This is a genomic window from Lactobacillus amylovorus DSM 20531 (genome assembly GCF_002706375.1).
GTDB classification, from domain to species: Bacteria; Bacillota; Bacilli; order Lactobacillales; family Lactobacillaceae; genus Lactobacillus; species Lactobacillus amylovorus.
In genome coordinates, this window is record NZ_CP017706.1 from 1,320,555 (window position 1) to 1,338,584 (window position 18,030).

An 18,030-nucleotide genomic window follows, 5' to 3' on the forward strand; every position below is an offset into this window, starting at 1 on the left:
AGGCGTTTTGCTTTAAAATTAAGTAAAATAGTCGTAAGGTTTGATAAACTGTATATAGAATAAACAAGAGAGATAAAATAATTAAGAACGAGAAGGGGGAAGTTTCCTCGTGAAAATTTTAGTTGTTGATGATGATAAAGAAATCGTTGAACTTTTAAGCATATATTTGAAAAACGAAGGCTATGAACCTATTGCGGCATACAGCGGCAAGGAAGCCATTACTAAATTAACTACTACACCAGACATCGCATTAATGATCTTAGACGTGATGATGCCTAACATGTCCGGAATCGAAGTAATTAAGGAAGTTAGAAAAGATTCAGATATTCCAATTATCATTGTTTCTGCTAAGACTGGTGATATGGATAAGATTCAAGGCTTAATTACCGGTGCCGATGACTACGTATCTAAGCCATTTAACCCACTTGAAGTTATGGCCAGAGTACGTTCACTTTTACGTCGTAGTCAAAAGCAAGTTAAGGATGAAAAGCCAGATATCTTGGAAGTTGGCCCACTTGTCATTAATCGTGATTCTCACGAAGTAAAGACAATCGATGGCAAGGCTATTCAATTGACGGCTTTGGAATTTGGTATTCTTTATCTTTTAGCTAGTCACCCTAACCGCGTATTCTCTGCTGATGAAATCTTCGAACGTGTTTGGCAACAAGAATCCATCGTTTCTGCCAAGACCGTTATGGTGCACGTATCACACCTTCGTGACAAGATTCAAAAGGCAACTGGCGGCGAAGATGTTATTCAAACTGTTTGGGGTGTAGGATACAAGGTCGAGGCGTAGTTAATGAAAAAGGAACGCGTCAAGCTAACTGGCGCTGAAAAGAGCGAATTGTTTGCAGAAGGGGTCGTAACGGTCATCCTTCTGCTTTTGTTAAATCTATCAATAATTATTTTGATCCACCTGGCTATTTTGCAGGATGAGAGTCTGGTTAATGGCATCTACTTTTTGAAAAAGACGATGACCTTTGCGGGTGGCTATCACTTATGGTCCTGGCAAAATATCTTTATTATTTTGATGGGGATCGGCGATTTGGTGGTTTTATATTGGCGTTTGATCAGAAGATATCACCAAATGCAGCTACGTCACGTCATTCTGGAGCTGCATTATATTGCTAATGGTCACTTTGATCACCGTATCAACTTTAGGGTGCGGCCTGAATTGCAGCGTGTAGTTGATTCAATTAACTCACTGGTTGATAGTACTGTGAACTCCATCAATGAGGAACGGGCAATCGAACAATCTAAGGATGAATTGATTACTAACGTTTCACACGATATTAGAACGCCGCTGACTTCAATTATTGGCTATTTGGGATTACTAAAAAGTGGCGTAACGTCTCCTGAAGACCAGCAAAAATATATTAATATTGCGTACACCAAGGCTGAGCAAATGAAGTCACTGGCCAATGATTTGTTCGAATATTCAACGCTGAAATCTACTAATACGAAGCTGAATTTAGCCAGATTACACATTTATTCAATGCTCGAACAAGTAGCAGCCGGGTTTGAACTTGAAGCTGAGAAAAAAGGTATTGAGATTGAAATTGAGGCACGGCCTAAAGATTTAACCATTCAGGCTGATGCCGAAAAATTAGTGCGAGTATATAACAACTTAATTTCTAACGCATTCAAATATGGTACGGGAGCTACCAAGATTAAATTAGTGGCTAACTTAGTTAATAAGCGCGAAGTCGAATTGCGTGTTGAAAACAATGGGGAGCCAATTCCAAAAGATTCACAGAAAAAGATCTTTGAACGTTTCTACCGAGTGGAAACTTCCCGTAATACCAAAACTGGTGGTACCGGATTGGGCCTTTCAATTACCAAGAGCGTGGTCGATTTGCACCATGGTACGATTCGCTGCCAATCAGATAAAAACTGGACTAGTTTCATAATTCGCTTGCCACTTGATCCTAAGAAAGCGACAAGTAAGCACTAGCTGTGTTATAATTTTGACTGAATGTATTAATACAACGAGGAGAAAATGATGAGTATTTCTTTAAATACCTGTATATTAATTTTAAAAGAGCACCACTTGCTCAAATCAAGCGCAGTTCAAGACACTGTAGCTACTAAGATGGATTACGTTTCTTACTACTCACGTGATATCCAAACTAACACATTATTTTTCTGCAAGGGTGCAGGCTTTAGACCAACTTATTTATCAATGGCTAAAGACAATGGTGCTATTTGTTACGTTGCTGAACAACCTTATCCTGAAGGCAAAGGTATGCACGCTTTAATCGTTCGTGATGTTTCAAAAGCAATGGCATTGCTTTCAGCCGCATTCTTCCGTTTCCCACAAGATGATTTATACGTTGTAGCCTTCACTGGTACTAAGGGTAAGACTACTTCCGCATACTTCTTGAAGGGGATGCTTGACCAAGCTAACGGCGGCAAGACTGCTTTAATTTCTTCAGTTAATGACGTTGTTGGTCCTAAGCCAGAAGACAGCTTCAAGTCAAGTTTGACCACGCCAGAAAGTTTGGACTTGTTCCGTGACATGCGTACTGCCGTAGATAACGGTATGACTCACTTGGTAATGGAAGTATCTAGCCAAGCTTACAAGAAGAACCGCGTCTTTGGTTTAACTTATGACTTAGGCTTCTTCTTGAACATCAGTCCAGACCACATTGGACCAAACGAACACCCTAACTTTGCAGACTACTTACACTGCAAGCTTCAATTAATGGTTAACTCACGTAAATGTATTATCAATGCGGAAACTGCCCACTTTGATGAAATTTACGCAGCAGCTACAACCACTACTAACCCAGACAGTATTTACTTGTTTGCTAGAGAAAACTTCGAAAATCCAGATTTGAAGGTGCCAATCGACTTTAGATTTGCTTCACAAGAATTGGATATGAAGGAAACTCGCTTCAAACTTTACTGCGCAAGTGATAAGGCTAAGAAGTTGCCTATCAATGGTGACTACACTTTGAAGATGTTGGGTGACTTCAACGAATCAAACGGTACTGCCGCAATTATCGGTGCTGGTCTTGCCGGCCTTAACCATGATCAATGTGCTAAGGGTATCCGCGACGTGACTATCCCAGGTCGTATGCAAATTGAAAGAACTAAGAGTCACGGTATGGTTGTTGTTGACTACGCTCACAACAAGGCTTCAATGATGGCTTTGATGAGCTTTATGCAAAATGAATTCGACAACCCTAAGATCATCGTAGTTGTAGGTGCTCCTGGCGATAAGGGCGTTTCTCGTCGTCCAGGCTTCAGTGAAAGTTTGACCGCATACGCTGATAAGGCATTCTTGACAACTGATGACCCAGGCTTTGAAGATCCTAAGTCAATCGCCGAAGAAATTGATTCAGGTATTGACCACTCTAAGTGTGACGTTACTATTGAATTGGACCGTAAGAAGGCTATCCACGATGCCATCGCAATGGCTGGCCCAGATGATGTTGTTTTAATCTGTGGTAAGGGTGCTGACGCCTTCCAAAAGATTCGTGGCGTAAACACTCCATACCCATCTGATATCGTTGTTGCTCAAAATGTCATCAATGAATTAGAAGGCCAAAAAGAACACTTTAGAAAATAAGAGTTGATACTATGAAGCACTTTTTTAGTATTATTGGTGGCATGGGAACCATTGCCACTGAGAGTTATGTGCGGTTAATTAACCACCGCGTTAAGATCGCACGCGACCAAGATTATTTAAATTATATTTTGGTCAATGATGCACAAGTTCCTGATAGAACTGCCTACATCAAGGATCACAGTAAGCCTAACTTCTTTTATGATTTAAAAGATGACGTAGAAGGTCAAGACAAATTAGGTACGGACTTCATGGTTATGCCATGTAACACAGCGCATTATTTCTATGATGATTTGGCTGCATTGACTGACAAGCCATTTTTACACATGATGCGCATTGCCGTACATAATTTTACTGACAATTATCCAGATGAAAAGAAGATTGGTTTAATTGCTACTGAAGGTTCTATATATGATCACTTGTATGCCGATGAAATTAAGCGAGTTGGCCGCAAGGTGGAATTGGGTGGACCAGAAATTCAACCAATGGTTAATGAATTGATCTATTCTGATATCAAAGAAAAGGGTACTGTAGATCACGATCTGTATCACAAAATCTTGAAGACAATGCATGATAAATATGGTTGTAACGTGATTTTGCTGGGATGTACCGAGTTGTCACTAGCTCAAGAAAAAGCACCTGACCATCCATATCACGTAATTGATCCACAATCAATTCTTGCAGATGTCTCAATCGAATTAGCTCTTAAGATCCGTAACGGTATGGATCCTAAAGAAGCTTGCGCAAAATACATGTATAAATGAGTTAGAGAGTCATGAACTAAGTTCATGGCTTTTCTCTTGTGCTAAAATCGAAATTAGATCGGAGGCTAAATTATGAAATATCCAAAACTGGAAGGCGTGGGTACTCACCTTAATATCAATCCAAAAGATAATGATTTTATGATTAAGGTGAGAGAGCTAGTTAATAATGATCCTGAATTGTTGGGCAATAACGATATTATGAAGTTTGTTAAGTTGGCTTTGTTTAGAGCTAGTGAAGACGAGCCGGTTCAGGAAATTGCTAAGGAACTTGATGATGAATTGTCAGGTTATTTGGTTAAGACTGATTTTAAGGTGCCTGCTGGTGTGACGAAGTTGCAGGAGACTTTGAAGTCATATTATTAGATTTGTAAAACATAGGCCTTCAGAAGCGAGCACTTCTGAAGGCTTTTTTTTGATTTGTCTGGTAAATATTTCAACATAGGGTCTGCTAAAATTAAAGGGTAGTATTAAAAAGATTGTGTAGGACTATTATGACTGAAATTATCGATGTGTTTAGAGAATTGATTAAAGAATATCCCCGAGCTGTTTGGGGCTTTTTGGATATTACCAAGCTCTAATTAGACGAACTAGTCATTTCGTTAATAATCAACAAAAAAGTATTAAGAAAAACCAATTTTCTTCCTTTGGTATTGTTGCTGGTTACTACCAAGGTGCCATCATTGCCGTTGTTGGCGTGGGGATGCTTTTAGCAGGTATTTTCATTAGTGGATGAGGTTAGCAATTATGTTAAAGATTGTTGTTCCATTAATTATTGGATTATTAATGATTATCGGTGGTTGCTATACCATTGTTGCAGCTAAGAGATATTTCAAAAACGTAAAAATTGAAGGAACAGATAATGTTTTTAGTCCACTGGCTATCTATTATGGCTTTGCCATTGGTTTTATGATGATCCTTGTTGGAATATCTGTACTTTGCGTAATGTTCAGTTAAAGTTGAGTTGTAGAAAAATAAAGATATTAAGATAACTGTTTGACCCATTAGGTAGAACAGTTATTTTTGCTTTTCGGATAAAAATGCAGAAAACGCTAAGAAAATAATAAGTTAAAAATAACAGTATATACAAAACTAAATATAACTTTGTGAAATGATAATTGCTTACTATCCTTGTTATTAAAACGTCTTTTAGTCTTTTTTCACTAACTTTTGTATGTGCTTTCAACTATAATGAAAGTAATAAAAGATGCAGAAATAAACTGAAAGAAGGAAGAACTATGACTTATTATTACAAAGGTTTTCCTCAAAGTGATCGGGATGAAAAGATCTCGATGATCAATGTCGATGAACTAGAAGAGCGGGCCAAGAAAGTTATGCCTGAAGGTGCATATTACTACATCGCTTCAGGTGCTGAAAATGAATGGACTTGGCGTGCCAATACTTCAGCCTTTAACCATTATCAAATTGTGCCACGTGCTTTGACCGATATGGATGATCCACAAACTGATACCGAATTTATGGGGATGAAATTGAAGACACCAATTATGATTTCTCCAATTGCTTGTCACGGTATTGCTCACAAGGATGCTGAAGTAGCTACGCAAAAAGGTGCTGCCGCAGCTGGTGCACTTTTCTCATCAAGTACTTATGCTAACAAGAGCGTAGAAGACATTGCGACAGCCGCTCCAGAAGCTCCCAGATTTTTCCAATTATATTTAAGCAAGGACTGGGACTTCAATAAGATGATCTTTGATGCAATCAAGAAAGCAGGCTACAAAGGCATTTTCTTGACCGTCGATGCCCTTGTGTCAGGTTATCGTGAAGCTAACCTTAGAACGCACTTTACTTATCCAGTGCCACTAGACTTCTTCACCCGTTATCTTGGCGGTAAAGGTGAAGGTCAAAGCGTTGCGCAAATGTACGCTTCTAGTGCCCAAAAGATTGGCCCAGAAGACGTTGCACGCATTAAGAAGGAATCAGGCTTACCTGTCTTTGTAAAAGGCGTTATGTGTGCTGAAGATGCTTATAAGGCAATTGGCGCAGGTGCCGACGGTATCTACGTTACTAACCATGGTGGTCGTGAAGTCGATGGTGCTCCTGCAACGATCGATGTTTTGCCAGAGATTGCTAAAGCTGTTAACCACCGTGTGCCAATTGTCTTTGATTCAGGCGTTCGTCGCGGTTCACATGTCTTTAAGGCTTTGGCACTTGGTGCTGATATTGTTGGTATCGGTCGTCCATATCTTTATGGCTTAGCATTAGGCGGCCCTAAGGGTGTTGAGAGCGTCATTAATCAATTAAATACCGAATTAAAGATCGATATGCAACTGACCGGCTGCAAGACCATTGATGATGTAAAGCGCGCTAAGATCGATCGTATTCATTACGGTTTAGACACTATGCCTTCAAACACTGATCCTAGCCGCATTAAGCCATATCCTGTAACGGCTGATAACCAAATTAAGAGCGAAGAACCAGACGCTACTTCAGGCGCATCAAAGCACTAATTTTTCTTCAAAAAACTATTAAATTCCTCACAACAAGAACTATAATTGATTCAAAAGTTGAGGAAAAGAGATACATACAATGTATAACGAAGAAAAAGATGACCAATGCTAAGCACCAACTTGAAAATGGCGAATCCGCAAATTACGTTTGCAACTTGGTTCGCGTTGGTCTTGATCCATTAAGTTGGCAAAGTAAATTGTCTAAAGGCGTGATGAAATTCCACCAAGCAATTGTTTCTGATGCTCGTCCTGTCTCACACCAAGCAGGCGCATTAGGTGGCGCTGCTCTTGGCCTGGCTTTTAGTAGCATCGGCAGAAGATAATTAATTGATAATAATTCAGAGAGCTATTAAACTTAAATGAGTTTAGTAGCTTTTTTATTTTTTGAGGAAAATTAGATGAGTAACAAAAATTCACAAAATCAATTTTCAGCTTGGCGCTTAATTCTCTCGATGGTCATTGCCTGGGTAATAACATTCTTTGCAATGTGGGCTGCCCGCGGTTTCGGTCAAGATTTTTTTATCATGCCCCGTTTTGCCTTTGTTTTGGTTTTATCTGTAGCCGGTGCAATCATTATTGGCCCAGCGATCTATGGCCTTTTATACATTGGCAGGAAAAAGTAAGCAATAAAAAATGATTGACAAATCCTCTAATAGATATTAGTGTATTAGTTAAGTAGTACAGAAGAAACAACTAATATGACGGAGGTGCAATCATGCTTTATCTTTTATATATCTTTGTTGGTTTGTTAATTATTTTTGGTGTGAACTTGATGATCACAGGATTGTTGGCAGTGCATGATATGTACACTCGTCGCGATGATGAAGAGCCAACCTTTGATACCTTTAAAAAGTATTTTGCCAAAAATAATAATATTCCGACAAAAATGTCAGACATATTCAATTAGACTTATCAGCTAGCAAATTTGCTAGCTTTTTTCGTTGCTTGAAAGACAGTTTCATAAACTTATTGTGTTAAAATTGAAAACGAATACATAGCTTTGATTTAAATAGAGGTAAATTATGGTTAACAAACTTATCAATTTTACTCAAGACGGGCAAAAACTTACTGTAAATTATGGCAACAAGCCGTTGATTTTGACGGTGATCACACCAGAAATCGTGCGTGTCTTTCAAGATCGCGGCAACGCCAGCAACTCTTATGCTATTGATGGCGATAAATCAATCAAGACTGACTTTAAAGTTAAGGAAAAAGATGGACACGTCGAATTATCAACGGCTAAACTTACCGTTAAGATCTACGATGACGAGAAGATCGATGTCTACGATGAAAAGGGCAATCCATTAATTCTCGATTATCGTAAGAAGCGTACGCCAATCGATCGTCAAATGGACGAGGAACATCTGAAATTAGCGGAATCCGAAGGCCATGACGTTAAGAATTTGCTTGGTGCACACGACAAGGATTACTACGAAATTGTAAAGTCACTTGCAGACGATGAACAATTCTACGGCTTGGGCGACAAGACGGGCTTTATTAACAAGCGTCACTATGCTTATGACAACTGGAACACCGATAATCCAGACCCACAAGTCGAAAGCTTTACGCGTTTGTACAAGTCAATTCCGATCTTGCTTGGTCTGAAAAATAAGCACCCATACGGAATTTTCTTTGACAATACTTACCGCAACCACATCGACTTAGGTAAGGAAAGCAACGACTATTACTACTACTCTGCAGTTGACGGCAACATCGACTACTACATCATCGGTGGTGATTCACTCAAGGAAGTTATTACCAACTACACTTATTTGACGGGCCGTGTGCCAATGCCACAAAAGTGGACTTTAGGCTACCAACAATCACGTTGGGGCTATAGTGTCAGCCAAAAACAAGTTGAGAAGATTGCGGAAAACTTGCGTAAGTATGATTTGCCGTGCGACGTTTTACACCTTGATATCGATTATATGCGCGGCTACAGAGTATTTACCTGGAGAACGGATAACTATGAGTCACCAGAGAAATTCGTCGCTAAGATGCGTAAATTGGGCTTCCGAATCATCACGATTATTGACCCAGGCGTTAAAAAAGATGATGACTATAAGATTTACAAGGAAGGGCTTGAAAAAGGCTACTTCGTTAAGGCACCAGATGGTACGGTTTATGTAAATCAAGTTTGGCCTGGCGATTCAGTCTTCCCAGACTTTGGCCGCAAAGAAGTACGTAAGTGGTGGGCTAAGAACTGCAAGTACTTAGTTGATCTTGGTGTTGCAGGTATTTGGGATGACATGAACGAACCTGCATCATTCAAGGGTGAAGTGCCACAAGATATTGTTTTCCATAATGAAGAGCAGGCTTCAACCCATAAGAAGATGCACAATGTCTATGGTCATAACATGGCTAAGGCAACTTATGAAGGCTTGAAGAAATATTCAGGTAAGCGCCCATTTGTCATTACGCGTGCAGCATATGCAGGAACGCAAAAGTTTTCCACAGTTTGGACTGGTGACAACCAAAGTTTATGGACACATATCCAAATGATGATTCCGCAATTATGTAACTTGGGGATGAGTGGCTTCAGCTTTGCTGGTACAGATATTGGTGGCTTCGGTGCTGATACGACACCTGAATTGTTGACTCGTTGGATCGAAGGCGCATTGTTTAGCCCATTGTACAGAAACCATGCGGCTCTAGGCACTCGCTCACAAGAACCATGGGTATTTGGCGAACCAACTTTGTCAATTTACCGTAAATACTTGAAGTTGCGCTACCGCTTTATTCCATATTTGTACGATGAATTTTATCGTGAAACTAAGACAGGTTTGCCAATTATGCGTCCACTTGTCCTTAATTATGAAAATGATCCACAGGTGTATAACTTGAATGATGAATATATGGTAGGCGAGGACATTTTGGCAGCCCCAGTTGTTCAAGAAGGTCAAACTAAGCGCGCCGTATATTTGCCAAAAGGAAAATGGATTGACTTCTGGAACGGCGTTGAACATGCTGGAAAGACCACGATTTTGGTTGATGCACCAATTGGTAAGTTGCCGCTGTTTATCAAGAATAACACTATCTTGCCATGGGGCAAGGAAGTTAGTCACATCTCTGATGAACCAGACGAAAGCATGACCTTTAGATTATTTGGTAAAAAGGGTAAGTACGTTCACTATCAAGATAACGGAACTGACTTCAAGTACCAAAAGGGCGAATACAACTTGTACGAAGTTAAGGTAAATAAGGACGGTAGTGTGAAAGTTAAGCTTGAAAAGCACGGCTTTGGTCCTGTATATCGCAGAATTACGGTTCAATTGCCTAATAAGAAGGTTGTATTTAAGTACAAGAACGGCGAATACGTTAGAAAATAGATGAGATAAATTAAGATGAAAAGACCGTGCAGGGATGCACGGCCTTTTTACTAAATTTAAGATCTTCGCTATTTCTCTAAGTAACGGCCATTTTTATTACAAAAATAGAATACACCACATTACGTTATACTATATCGTATTATAGTATAATATAATGTAGTATATTACGATATAGTAAAAAGGAGCACGTTATGTTTGTAGGTAGACATCAAGAATTAGAACAATTGAATCAGGCGTATCAAGAAAATGATTTTCAATTTACAGTGATCTATGGTCGAAGAAGAATTGGAAAGACTTCACTGATCAATGAGTTTTTAAAAGATAAAAAGGCAATTTATTATGTAGCACTTGAAGAAAATGCGGAAGATAATCTAAAACGTTTTTCTGATGCAATTAGTATTTTTAAAAATACAGATCAGGGTGGAAAAGAAAAATTTGCAAATTTTGAGGAATGCTTTAAAGAAATTACACGTTTAGCCCAAGAACAGCGGGTAATTTTGGTTATTGACGAATTTCCTTATTTGGCTAAGGCTTACCCTACAATTAGTTCAATGTTGCAATCCTACATTGATCATGAATTCAAAGAAACTAACCTATTTTTGATTTTATGTGGTTCATCGATGTCATTTATGGAGCGACAAGTCCTAGGCTACCAAAGCCCACTATATGGTCGTCGCACTTTAGCCTTAAAGCTTGAACCATTCAAACTATCTGAAGCATGTGAAATGTTGCCAAAACTTAGTAAAGAGGATGCTTTTATCATCAATACGGTTTGTAGCGGTGTGCCCCAATACTTGAGTTATATGTCAGACAGCATGTCAGTTGCGGATAATATTAAGAAAAACTTTTTGACTAAATCAGGTCGCTTATTTGATGAGCCTAATAACTTGTTACAACAGGAATTACGCGATCCAACTAACTATAATTCGATTATCAATGCGATAGCTTCAGGTGCTTCTAAGCATAGTAAAATTGCGCAATCCGCCCACTTGCAAACTGGTCCGCTAACCACGTACCTGAATAATTTGATAGATTTAGGTATTGTTGAGAAAAAGTTACCGGTTACTGAACAAAAGAAAAGTAGAAGCAAAAATATCGTTTATCGTATCTGTGACGGGATGTTTCGATTCTGGTATACCTTTGTTGGCAAGCAAGCCGATCTAATTGAGCGTGGCTTAACTGATCTTGCTTGGGTAAAAGTACAAAAGAGTCTATCTGATTTCATGGGACCTGAGTTTGAAAAATACAGTCAAGACTTCATGTGGTCTCAGGATATGAATGAAAAAATTGTTCCTAATCCGTTTATCCACTTGGGCAATTGGTGGGGAACCGATAAGAGAACACATCAACAAGTTGAGTTAGATATTGTAGGATTCTCTGACGATGAACGTGATGGATATTTCGGCGAATGTAAATGGAAGAATGAACCGATCTCTCGTAGTGTGTTAGAAAAATTGATTACAAATAGTGAAATCTTTAAGTATCCGATTAAGCATTATTATCTATTTTCCAAATCTGGCTTTACGGACAGCTGCCAAGAATTAGCTGAGAAAATTAATTGTCAGTTGTTTACGTTTGAAGAGATATGAAACCGAATCGGTACGAAAATATGACTGAATTGGTATCTTTTTTAATTTACTCAAAAGACCATGATATATTAAAGACGTAAACAAGTTGAGTATAAAATCATGAAAGGATGAAATATCATGAAGAAGCAAAATGTTAAAAAGACTGTTTTGAAGGAAGAAGAATTGACTAAGGTTGTTGGTGGAAGCACGGCACATGTTGGTTTTAATTTCTTGAGTAAAAAACTTTGGAATAATATATGGAAAAGATAGTCTTATTTCTTTTTCTTAATGTTTTTTCTAGTTTAGCAGATGTATGGTGTTTTTTTAAAATATCAAGAATAAGATCTAAAAAGAGACAGATTCTATTTTTGTGTATTGCTAATATTTTTTTAGGGTTGTTATTGTCTATAGGTAATATTGGCGTAATCTTCACAAATATACTTGAAATTTTGCTTTTTGTATTATATTTGAGAAAAAATAATACATTAGAAATACTATTTGGTTCAATAATATTAGTATGCACATTAGATTTATTAGTTGATATTGTGTCTGATATGATCGCTCAGGTTATGTCATTTACTTTGATAGGCCAATTATCACTACGTTTCTTACTAATACTAATGATGATAGTTGCAATAAAACTAGGTAATGGAAAAATATATAATTATCTAGCAAACCAAAATAATAAAATTTTCGTAGGCATATTAGCTTATACCTATGTTTCTACGGTGAGCATCTCTATCATATATATTCAAAGCAAATCTTTTACACCATTAACTTTGTTCTTTTCTCTCTATATTCTTATCCAAACTATTTTTGCTATATTTATATATCATGAAATGACGATGGTACAAGAAAAACTTTTAAATAAAAAGGATCAAGAAAAATTAAAGCAACAGCAGCATCAGCTTGAAGAATATGCTTCTTATCTTGAAAAAAGTGAAGATGATCTCCGTGCCTTCAGACATGATTACAAAAATATTCTTAATTCTTTAAAGGTAAGTGCGCAAGAAGGTAATGTTCAAGAAGTAATTCAAAAACTAGATAAATACACTGAAACTAAATTAAATTCTAAAGCCTTACTTAAATATAAAGACGTAAATCACATTTACGTTAAATCAATTAAGAGCATTATTATTTCAAAGCTAACAGAATTGTATAATTTGGATATACCATATAATTTTGAATGTCGAAATAATATCCGTAATTTACCAGACCATGTAGATGAACTCGATCTAGTACGTATTATTGGCATTACTTTCGATAATGCAATTGAGGAAAGTAAAGCATTGATTGCCGAAAAGCATGATATTCGGAGTGCTGAAGTTCAAATAATGGTCTACTCTGATGGCCCTGGTGAATTTGAATATGAAATTCGAAATAAGATAAAAAATAGAAAAATATCCACTCAAGAAATTCAACAACGTGGCTTTACTACTAAGAAGGACCATAAAGGACTCGGATTAACTAATATTAAAGAAATTGATAGTAAGTATCCTGATATGTCTATTTCTTATACAGTTCGAGATGGTTGGTTTGACTTCTATATGACAATTGATACAGAAGATGGTGAAGAGGATGAGTAAGTTCCCAATTATTGTATGTGACGATGACAAAGATTTAGCTGATCAGATGGCTAGGAATATTAATGCATCTATTCAAGATTTAACAGATGATAATGAAGGTTACGCTGAATTAAATGAATCTGTTACGTTTGTTGCTAATGATTTTGCTCAAACAGTAGGATATGTCGTTGCAAATGATATTAAAAACGGCATTTATTTCTTAGATATTGAATTAAGTCGAGAGTCTAAAGCTAAGAATGGCGTAGATTTAGCTGAATTCATTAAGAAAAATGACGAGAATGCTCAAATCATCTTTGTAACGGCGTACGACAAGTACGCTCCATTAACATATCGCCGTCGTATCGGTGCAATTGACTATATTAGTAAGTCCATGTCATCTGATAAGATTATTCAACGTATTGAGGAAACTTTGCGTGATGCTTTCGATAATTTATCTAGCAGGATTAAGTTGGGTCAACGTGATTTTACTTATAAAATTGGTCGGCGTATATGTAAAGTGGCTGAAGACAATATACTTTTTATCGAACACAGTACTACGCAACATAAGGTACATATGGTTACCGAAAATGGAGAGGTAGAGTACAAGGGAAATATTAGTCAAATTGATAAAAAGAATTCATTCTTAGTAAAAGTCTCTCAGTCTTATTTAGTAAATCCAAGAAATATTAATGCAATCGATATGAAAGAACATACTATTATATTCGATAACGATAAGATGGTAACTTATTCTAGAGCATATAAAGATGTGGTTAAAACACTTGTAAATAAATTTAAAGATATTGAAGTTAAATAGTAAAAAGTTAGATTTTGAGACCGTAAAATATTTTGTGTAAGGATGAATATTTCCTTAATTTTATTTCCCTGAATATTAGAAAAAGGAATCCTTTTCCCGTATGATTGATTTGAACGAAAAACATACTAGAAAAGAGATTCCTTAATGAATGATTTTACCAAAGATATGGCTAATGCTCTATTCAATCAGGATAAAATTAATGATTTATTTAGACAAAAGCTCCAACAGGCTGTCAATGACCTGCTTGAATCCGAATTGACTGCCTTTTTAGGCTACAATCCTTATGAGCGCGATGGCTGGAATACCGGAAATTCTAGAAATGGGGCTTATTACCGCAAGGTTGATACGCAATTCGGACAAATAGAAATCAAAGTTCCTAGAGACAGAAACGGTGAGTTTCATCAACACACTATGCCAGATTATAAAAGGCATACTGATGTTTTAGAGCAAACTGTTATCAAGCTCTATTCCAAGGGCGTCACAACCCGAGAAATCGCTGATTTGATTGAGAAAATGTATGGCGGCTATTATTCTCCAGCTATGGTTTCCAATATTTCTAAAGAAATGATTCCCAAAGTTGAGGCATATTATCAGCGACATCTGTCAGATAAGTTCTTCTGCGTTTATCTCGATGCCACCTATATTCCTCTTAAGCGGGTCACTTATGAGCGCGAAGCAGTTTATATCGCCATCGGTATCAAACCTAATGGTCATAAAGAAGTGATCGACTACTGTATTGCGCCTACTGAAAATATTGAGATTTGGAGCGAAATGCTCAAAGGCTTCAAGAGTCGCGGCCTTGAACAGGTAGAGCTCTTCTTGTCTGACGGAGTAGTTGGCATGAAAGAGGCTATCTGCCAGTCCTATCCTAAAGCGCATTTTCAACGCTGCTGGGTACACGTCATGCGTAATATCAGTGCCGGTTGAGCCTGATCTGTTAACCTTTTACAACTATCCGCCAGCTATTAGAGCTTCAATTTACTCAACTAACATGATTGAATCCTTTAACAACAGGCTTAAGCGGAAAACCAAGCCTAAAACAGAATTTCCAACTGAGCAGTCGCTTGCCACCTTTATTGGAGTTCAGGCAATGGATTACAATGACCGTTACTTTAACAGGATTCATAAAGGATTTGGGCAAGTTCGAGACACCCTAGAATCCTATTTTGATTAAAAGATAAATAAAAAAGTCAATCAACGAGAGAGATTATTTACACAAACTTCTTGACAGTCTCTAGATTTTTCTTATGTCCAGTATTCATTGAACGAAAGAAATAGGCAATTCAACAATACTTAAATGGTGATATGAGTGCTGTTGAAATAGCTAGATAATTCAATATAAAAGGCAAGCATGGAGATGATACTAAATCAGTATAGAAAAACAGAATTGGTTTTTAAAATGGCCAGATTAGTTCAATTTATTTCTAATGATTGTGACATTGCTATCCTATATGTGTAAGTTGAAATGAGATAAAAATCTCAAGTAGTTATTAGGAGGTAACTAAAATGGAAAAATTTAAAACTTTGAATGAAACTGAATTGATTAGTGTAGTTGGTGGTAAGCCCAAGAAAAAAAGAGTCTTTGCCCTTATGTAGCTACTGGTATGGCCGTAGCTGGTGGAATTTTTACTGGGGGAAATCCGTTTGGAGTAGCAGGCGGTTGGGCCACAGCTTTTGCTACACCATTTTGTAATTAAGAGGGTGATAAAAATGGTAAAAAGAATAAATGAGAAAGAGTTAGTAAAAATAGTTGGTGGAAAGAAAGGCCGTAATTGGTCAAAATGTGTAGCAGGAACGTTAGGTGGTGGCTTAATTGGAGCTACTGCTGGACCTGAATCAGCAGCTCTTGGTGCAATAATGGGGGCTGCTACATCTTGTTTTTAATTTGATGAATGATCGCTTTAAAAACAATTTTTTATATTGAGAAAGTAAAATGTTATCAGATAAAAGAAAACAAATTCTAAACATAATTGGAATGTTAATAATGATGGGGATTTTAGTACTATCAGGTATAGGTCAAGGAACCTGGAACTGGTGTAGGATAACATTATTTTTAATTGGCTTTGTTGGATTGATTATAAGTGTTGTAATTAAAATAATACAAATCATAAAGAAATAGATATTGAACTTAATCAATTCAATTTCTTTTATCATTGTTTAAGATAATAATCTGCCATGGATTAACAAGAATACTACTTGGTCATGTATCGCTAAATTTAAATACTGAATCGGTAATAATAAAAGCTGACTCAGTATTTTTTTTACATCCAATTCTCTAGTTATGAAATAATGAATTCAACTTAATACAAGGAGTGAAAAAATATGCTACTACAATATAAATCAATTTATGTACCACAAGTAGATGAATCAGATTGTGGTGTTGCCTGTTTGGCTATGATTCTTAAAAAATATCATTCTAGAGTATCATTAGCACATTTGCGCCATTCAGCACGTACTAATTTAGAAGGAACTACCGCCCTGGGCTTAGTCAAAACAGCGCAAGCATTTAATCTGAAAACTGAAGCAGTCAAAGCTGATATGTCCTTGTTTGATTCAGATACAGATATCCAATATCCTTTTATCGTTCATGTCTTAAAACAAGGCGAATTACTCCACTATTATGTTGTACTTAAAGCAACTAAAAACTATCTAGTAATTGCTGATCCAGATCCTAGCGTTGGTTTAACAAAAATGTCTAGAGAAAAATTCTCTCAAGAATGGACGGGTATTGCCCTTTTTATGGTTCCTAACGACGATTTTGAGCCAGTTAAGGAGAAAAAACGAAATCTTTTGTCGCTGTTTCCATATATGTTCAAGCAAAAGAAATTAGTTACTAATATTATTTTGGCTGCACTTTTGATGACAATTATTAGTATTTGTAGTTCATATTTCTTACAAGGCTTAATTGATACTTATATTCCTAGTGGTACATATCAAACCCTATCAATCTTAGCTATCGGTTTATTGATAGCGTATGTCTTTAATTCCATCTTTTCTTATGGTCAAAATTTTTTGTTAAATATCTTAGGACAACGATTAAGTATTGATCTTAATTTACAATATATTCGCCATATTTTTGAGTTACCAATGGAATTTTTTGTGACTCGTAGAACAGGTGAAATCACTTCTAGATTCTCTGATGCTAGTCGAATTATTGACGCCCTAGCTAGTACAGTTATTTCATTATTCCTTGACCTTTCAATTGTAATCGTAATGGGAATTGTTTTGGCAATTCAAAACTCTACTTTATTCATGATTACTTTGTTGGCACTGCCAGTCTACGCTGTAGTGATTCTTAGCTTTTCTAAGAAATTTGAAAAGATGAATAATGATCAGATGGAAAGTAATGCTGTCTTAAGTTCTTCGGTAATTGAAGATATTCAAGGAATCGAAACAATCAAAGCTTTAAATAGTGAACAAACACGTTATCGCAAGATTGATAGTCAATTCGTCGATTACCTCAAGAAATCTTTTCGTTACAGTAAAACTGAATCTTTGCAGTCAGCTTTAAAGACCTTCATTCAGTTATCTCTCAATGTAATTATCCTCTGGGTAGGGGCTAAGGTTGTAATGAACGGGCAGATGAGCATTGGTCAATTAATGACCTTCAACGCATTACTATCATATTTTGTAGATCCACTTCAAAGTATTATTAATCTGCAGCCAACTCTACAATCAGCTAATGTAGCGCAAAATCGATTGAATGAAGTATACATGGTTAAGAGCGAGTTTCAGAAAGATGCTCAGATTAGGGATGCAAAGCAATTAGCAGGAGACATTGAATATCATAATGTCGATTATCATTATGGTTATGGTATTGATGTTTTAAAGGACGTTAATTTAAATATTAAGCAGAATGACAAGTTGACAATCGTAGGAATGAGTGGCTCAGGTAAGTCTACTATGGTAAAACTTTTAGTTGATTTCTTTTCCGTAAATTGCAATAATAAATTG

General features: G+C 36.9%; 18 protein-coding genes and 2 pseudogenes. All 20 read left to right on the top strand.

Annotation, left to right across the window (positions count from 1 at the left end; translation table 11 throughout):
- Window positions 1–109: 109 nt before the first annotated feature.
- Window positions 110–796 (top strand): response regulator transcription factor CroR, encoded by a 687-nt coding sequence (gene croR, locus LA20531_RS06805; RefSeq protein WP_013438675.1) that lies wholly within the window; start codon window positions 110–112, stop codon window positions 794–796.
- Window positions 797–799: 3 nt separating this feature from the next.
- Window positions 800–1,954 carry a sensor histidine kinase gene (locus LA20531_RS06810; protein ID WP_056940191.1) on the top strand — a complete coding sequence of 385 codons (1,155 nt, stop codon included), beginning with the start codon at window positions 800–802 and terminating at the stop codon, window positions 1,952–1,954.
- Between the two features lie 48 nt (window positions 1,955–2,002).
- The gene (locus LA20531_RS06815; protein WP_056940192.1) at window positions 2,003–3,574 is read left to right on the top strand and encodes a UDP-N-acetylmuramoyl-L-alanyl-D-glutamate--2,6-diaminopimelate ligase; all 1,572 of its coding nucleotides are present in this window, start codon (window positions 2,003–2,005) and stop codon (window positions 3,572–3,574) included.
- An 11-nt stretch (window positions 3,575–3,585) separates the two neighbouring features.
- Window positions 3,586–4,335, top strand: a complete 750-nt coding sequence (locus LA20531_RS06820) for an aspartate/glutamate racemase family protein (RefSeq protein ID WP_013438672.1) — start codon at window positions 3,586–3,588, stop codon at window positions 4,333–4,335.
- Window positions 4,336–4,407: 72 nt separating this feature from the next.
- Window positions 4,408–4,698 (top strand): bacteriocin immunity family protein, encoded by a 291-nt coding sequence (locus tag LA20531_RS06825; protein ID WP_013438671.1) that lies wholly within the window; start codon window positions 4,408–4,410, stop codon window positions 4,696–4,698.
- Between the two features lie 184 nt (window positions 4,699–4,882).
- Entirely contained in the window at window positions 4,883–5,068 is a 186-nt protein-coding gene (locus LA20531_RS06830; RefSeq protein ID WP_056940193.1) for a hypothetical protein, read from the top strand.
- A gap of 11 nt (window positions 5,069–5,079) precedes the next feature.
- On the top strand, window positions 5,080–5,289 hold the full coding sequence (locus LA20531_RS06835; RefSeq protein ID WP_056940194.1) for a hypothetical protein: 210 nt from the start codon (window positions 5,080–5,082) through the stop codon (window positions 5,287–5,289).
- A gap of 281 nt (window positions 5,290–5,570) precedes the next feature.
- Window positions 5,571–6,800: a lactate oxidase gene (locus LA20531_RS06840; protein WP_056940195.1), complete on the top strand. Its 1,230-nt coding sequence runs from the start codon at window positions 5,571–5,573 to the stop codon at window positions 6,798–6,800.
- 41 nt (window positions 6,801–6,841) lie between these two features.
- Window positions 6,842–7,123 carry a hypothetical protein gene (locus tag LA20531_RS06845; protein WP_056940196.1) on the top strand — a complete coding sequence of 94 codons (282 nt, stop codon included), beginning with the start codon at window positions 6,842–6,844 and terminating at the stop codon, window positions 7,121–7,123.
- 75 nt (window positions 7,124–7,198) lie between these two features.
- The gene (locus tag LA20531_RS06850; protein ID WP_022087570.1) at window positions 7,199–7,423 is read left to right on the top strand and encodes a hypothetical protein; all 225 of its coding nucleotides are present in this window, start codon (window positions 7,199–7,201) and stop codon (window positions 7,421–7,423) included.
- Window positions 7,424–7,515: 92 nt separating this feature from the next.
- On the top strand, window positions 7,516–7,707 hold the full coding sequence (locus LA20531_RS06855) for a hypothetical protein (RefSeq protein ID WP_014566198.1): 192 nt from the start codon (window positions 7,516–7,518) through the stop codon (window positions 7,705–7,707).
- Window positions 7,708–7,822: 115 nt separating this feature from the next.
- A complete protein-coding gene (locus LA20531_RS06860; RefSeq protein ID WP_056940197.1) occupies window positions 7,823–10,129 on the top strand; it encodes a glycoside hydrolase family 31 protein in 2,307 nt (768 codons plus the stop codon).
- A gap of 191 nt (window positions 10,130–10,320) precedes the next feature.
- Entirely contained in the window at window positions 10,321–11,718 is a 1,398-nt protein-coding gene (locus tag LA20531_RS06865; RefSeq protein ID WP_056940198.1) for an ATP-binding protein, read from the top strand.
- 117 nt (window positions 11,719–11,835) lie between these two features.
- Window positions 11,836–11,967: a bacteriocin-like peptide, LSEI_2386 family gene (locus tag LA20531_RS11845; RefSeq protein WP_005720990.1), complete on the top strand. Its 132-nt coding sequence runs from the start codon at window positions 11,836–11,838 to the stop codon at window positions 11,965–11,967.
- Window positions 11,955–13,283, top strand: a complete 1,329-nt coding sequence (locus LA20531_RS06875) for a GHKL domain-containing protein (RefSeq protein WP_056940199.1) — start codon at window positions 11,955–11,957, stop codon at window positions 13,281–13,283. Before LA20531_RS11845 ends, LA20531_RS06875 begins: the two co-directional genes overlap by 13 nt.
- The gene (locus LA20531_RS06880) at window positions 13,276–14,076 is read left to right on the top strand and encodes a LytR/AlgR family response regulator transcription factor (RefSeq protein ID WP_056940200.1); all 801 of its coding nucleotides are present in this window, start codon (window positions 13,276–13,278) and stop codon (window positions 14,074–14,076) included. The genes LA20531_RS06875 and LA20531_RS06880 overlap by 8 nt, the downstream gene beginning before the upstream one ends.
- A 144-nt stretch (window positions 14,077–14,220) precedes the next feature.
- Window positions 14,221–15,250: pseudogene (locus LA20531_RS06885) on the top strand (IS256 family transposase).
- 332 nt (window positions 15,251–15,582) lie between these two features.
- Complete coding sequence (locus LA20531_RS06890) at window positions 15,583–15,672, top strand: bacteriocin class II family protein (RefSeq protein WP_082589068.1); 90 nt, start codon at window positions 15,583–15,585, stop codon at window positions 15,670–15,672.
- Window positions 15,673–15,786: 114 nt separating this feature from the next.
- Entirely contained in the window at window positions 15,787–15,960 is a 174-nt protein-coding gene (locus LA20531_RS06895; protein WP_082589067.1) for a Blp family class II bacteriocin, read from the top strand.
- 438 nt (window positions 15,961–16,398) lie between these two features.
- Window positions 16,399–18,009 (top strand): annotated as a pseudogene (locus LA20531_RS06905) (peptide cleavage/export ABC transporter); the annotation flags it as partial.
- Window positions 18,010–18,030 lie beyond the last annotated feature (21 nt).

Bases quoted from the DNA above. Each gene is read 5' to 3' on its own strand.
- LA20531_RS06810 (WP_056940191.1), top strand. From the start codon at position 800: ATGAAAAAGGAACGCGTCAAGCTAACTGGCGCTGAAAAGAGCGAATTG.
- LA20531_RS06815 (WP_056940192.1), top strand. From the start codon at position 2,003: ATGAGTATTTCTTTAAATACCTGTATATTAATTTTAAAAGAGCACCAC.
- LA20531_RS06820 (WP_013438672.1), top strand. From the start codon at position 3,586: ATGAAGCACTTTTTTAGTATTATTGGTGGCATGGGAACCATTGCCACT.
- LA20531_RS06825 (WP_013438671.1), top strand. From the start codon at position 4,408: ATGAAATATCCAAAACTGGAAGGCGTGGGTACTCACCTTAATATCAAT.
- LA20531_RS06835 (WP_056940194.1), top strand. From the start codon at position 5,080: ATGTTAAAGATTGTTGTTCCATTAATTATTGGATTATTAATGATTATC.
- LA20531_RS06840 (WP_056940195.1), top strand. From the start codon at position 5,571: ATGACTTATTATTACAAAGGTTTTCCTCAAAGTGATCGGGATGAAAAG.
- LA20531_RS06850 (WP_022087570.1), top strand. From the start codon at position 7,199: ATGAGTAACAAAAATTCACAAAATCAATTTTCAGCTTGGCGCTTAATT.
- LA20531_RS06855 (WP_014566198.1), top strand. From the start codon at position 7,516: ATGCTTTATCTTTTATATATCTTTGTTGGTTTGTTAATTATTTTTGGT.
- LA20531_RS06860 (WP_056940197.1), top strand. From the start codon at position 7,823: ATGGTTAACAAACTTATCAATTTTACTCAAGACGGGCAAAAACTTACT.
- LA20531_RS06865 (WP_056940198.1), top strand. From the start codon at position 10,321: ATGTTTGTAGGTAGACATCAAGAATTAGAACAATTGAATCAGGCGTAT.
- LA20531_RS11845 (WP_005720990.1), top strand. From the start codon at position 11,836: ATGAAGAAGCAAAATGTTAAAAAGACTGTTTTGAAGGAAGAAGAATTG.
- LA20531_RS06875 (WP_056940199.1), top strand. From the start codon at position 11,955: ATGGAAAAGATAGTCTTATTTCTTTTTCTTAATGTTTTTTCTAGTTTA.
- LA20531_RS06880 (WP_056940200.1), top strand. From the start codon at position 13,276: ATGAGTAAGTTCCCAATTATTGTATGTGACGATGACAAAGATTTAGCT.
- LA20531_RS06890 (WP_082589068.1), top strand. From the start codon at position 15,583: ATGGAAAAATTTAAAACTTTGAATGAAACTGAATTGATTAGTGTAGTT.
- LA20531_RS06895 (WP_082589067.1), top strand. From the start codon at position 15,787: ATGGTAAAAAGAATAAATGAGAAAGAGTTAGTAAAAATAGTTGGTGGA.